This is a genomic window from Pseudoalteromonas sp. NBT06-2, assembly GCF_002276045.1.
In the GTDB taxonomy this organism is placed as follows: Bacteria; Pseudomonadota; Gammaproteobacteria; order Enterobacterales; family Alteromonadaceae; genus Pseudoalteromonas.
In genome coordinates, this window is sequence record NZ_NQMR01000294.1 from 1 (window position 1) to 2,741 (window position 2,741).

Here is a 2,741-nt window from a genome sequence, read left to right on the forward strand (position 1 = left end):
CTTCGCTGGGCAAACAAAAAAGGAAGCATAAGCTTCCTTCTAATTAGTTATTATAAAACTTAATTACCAGATCTTCACTCGCTTCTCTGGTGCTATGTACATAGCATCACCTTTCTTAATATCGAATGCTTCATAGAATTCATTCATATTAGAAAGTGAACCAAGCGCGCGGAACTCACCTGGTGAATGCGAGTCAGTAGCAACTCGATTACGCATTGATGCTTCAACAATCTTTGAACGCCAAATTTGCGCATAACCCATAAAGAATCTTTGATCACCCGTTAAACCATCAATAACAATTGCTTCTTTACCATTTAATGATGCTTTATATGCTTTATACGCAATTGTCACACCAGATAAATCACCAATATTTTCACCTAAAGTTAATTCACCATTAACTGCAAGATCTTCAAATACATGATACTTACTGTATTGATCAACTAAAGATTTAGTACGTTTCGCAAATTCAGCTAAATCTTGCTCTGACCACCAATTACGTAAATTACCTTGTGCATCATATTTACTACCCTGATCATCAAAACCATGACCCATTTCATGGCCTATAACTGCGCCTATACCACCATAGTTAACGGCATCATCCGCTGCCATATTAAAGAATGGAGGTTGTAATATTGCAGCTGGAAATACGATTTCATTAACTGTAGGGTTATAGTAAGCATTCACTGTTTGTGGTGTCATGCCCCATTCCCATTTACGGATTGGACCACCTAATTTTTCTAACTCTTTTGTATGTGCTAATTTTGCTGAACGTACAATATTACCAACAAGATCATCTGATTTTATTTCAAGTTCAGAGTAATCTTCCCACTTATCTGGATAACCAACTTTTGGTGTAAATGCAGCCAATTTAACATGTGCTGATTTTTTAGTATCTTCAGACATCCACTCTAAATCTGAAATGCTTTGACCATAAGCTGATCGTAAGTTTTCAACTAATGTGCTCATGCGTGATTTAGCTTGTGCTGTAAAATGACGAGCAACATATACTTTACCAATCACTTCACCTAAGTTGCTATTTACAACACTCACACCACGTTTCCATTGTGGACGTTGCTCTTTACGACCATTTAACTGCTTAGAAAAGAAATCAAAGTTTTCATTCTCTAAATCAACAGTTAAGTACCCTGCTCCAGCGCTTAAAGCGTGGAAAGTTAAATAAACTTGCCAATCAGCAATGCTAGTTGCTGCAAATATATCACCAAAGCCTTTTATGAAGTCTGGTTGATTAATAATAATATCTTTTTGTGTCGATACGCCCTGAGCTTTTAAGTAAAGCGCCCAATTAAATTCATCTGTGATTGTATTTAAGTTTGCAGTTTCAAATTTATTATATCGTTTTTCACTGTCACGAGTTTGTACTCTTGTCCAATGAAAGTCTGCTAATTTAGTTTCAAGTGCCATAATGGTTTTTGCAGCTGCGGCACCATCTTTGAGGCCAGCTAAAGCAAACATTTTTTCAATATGCTCAACATAACCCTCACGTAATTTTACATAACGTTCAGTTTCATTAAAGTAATAATCTTTATCAGGTAAACCTAAACCATTTTGCCAAATATGTGTTGCATAACGGCTTGAGTTTTTCGCATCAACACTGATATAGAAAGCTAATGGGTTATTTATTCCTATCGTTTGTGTTTCACCAAAAAATGTTGCTAATTCATTTTTATCTTTAAGGCTTGTTATTTGATCTAAAACCGTCTGAATTGGTTTAATACCCGCTGCATTTCTTGATTCTGTATCCATGTAAGAACGGAATAAATCAGCCACTTTCTGCTCATCTGAGCCAAGTTTAAGATCTTTTGTTGCAGCTAACTCTTCAATAATCGCTTTTACGTCATCATCTGCTTTATCACGTAAATCGTAAAAAGAGCCTATCGCTGTTTTGTCACCCGGAATTTCAGTGTTTTTTAGCCAACCACCATTAATGTGCTGATAAAAATTATCTTGAGCACGAACACTTGTGTCCATGTTTGCTTTTTCAATACCTGAAGCTAACATTGTTTTTTTTATTTCGACTTGAGCTGTTTTTGTTTTTTCAGTTGAAGTACTTGTTTCATTACAAGCAGCAACAAATAATAAAGATGTGCATATTGCACCTGTTATTATAGCTTTCATTACGATTCCCATGGATTATTTAATTATTAAAAATAATTTTAACGATCAATCATAATGAAGCATGAAATTAATTACTATAGTAAAACACATCTGTTTACATATTTAGTAAAAATTGGCTGTAAAAAGTTACTGACAAATGTAAATATTTAACATCGAGTAGGGTGAGGCTCACCCTACTCACAGAACTGTACTGGCCTCGTATACGGCTCCTACATACTTCGCATCACCATCGTTAGTGACACAATGCTAATTTGTAATCTAGTATAGTGCGCCTTATGCGCCATCGCTCATTTTTCAAACATTGTGGTAACTTTCATCGCAAGATTTGGCGTTCTAGCACAAAGATAATCTACCAAACTTGACTACAATTACTTCCCATATACGACCTGTCTCATCAGACGTCACTATTCCTAGCGCATCAATTCGGCTTGTCCCGCTGATCAGGCGGCTTGTGTATCAATAATAAAAACTCACAACTCATCAAAGTATTAAAGTATTAAAGTATTAAAGTATTAAAGTATTATTCCCCCCTTCGCAATCAATTAAAGCTTTTGACTAAAATTGACACTATCAAATGCAATTGCAATGTTGATAGTCGGCTTGGT

Annotated in this window: 1 protein-coding gene; it reads right to left on the reverse strand. The window is 35.5% G+C overall.

Features of this window, described 5'->3' with window-relative positions; all coding sequences use genetic code 11:
• Positions 1-63: 63 nt before the first annotated feature.
• Positions 64-2,136, reverse strand: coding sequence for a M13 family metallopeptidase (locus CJF42_RS25505; RefSeq protein ID WP_095369301.1), 2,073 nt, complete (start codon positions 2,134-2,136; stop codon positions 64-66).
• Between the last annotated feature and the right edge of the window lie 605 nt (positions 2,137-2,741).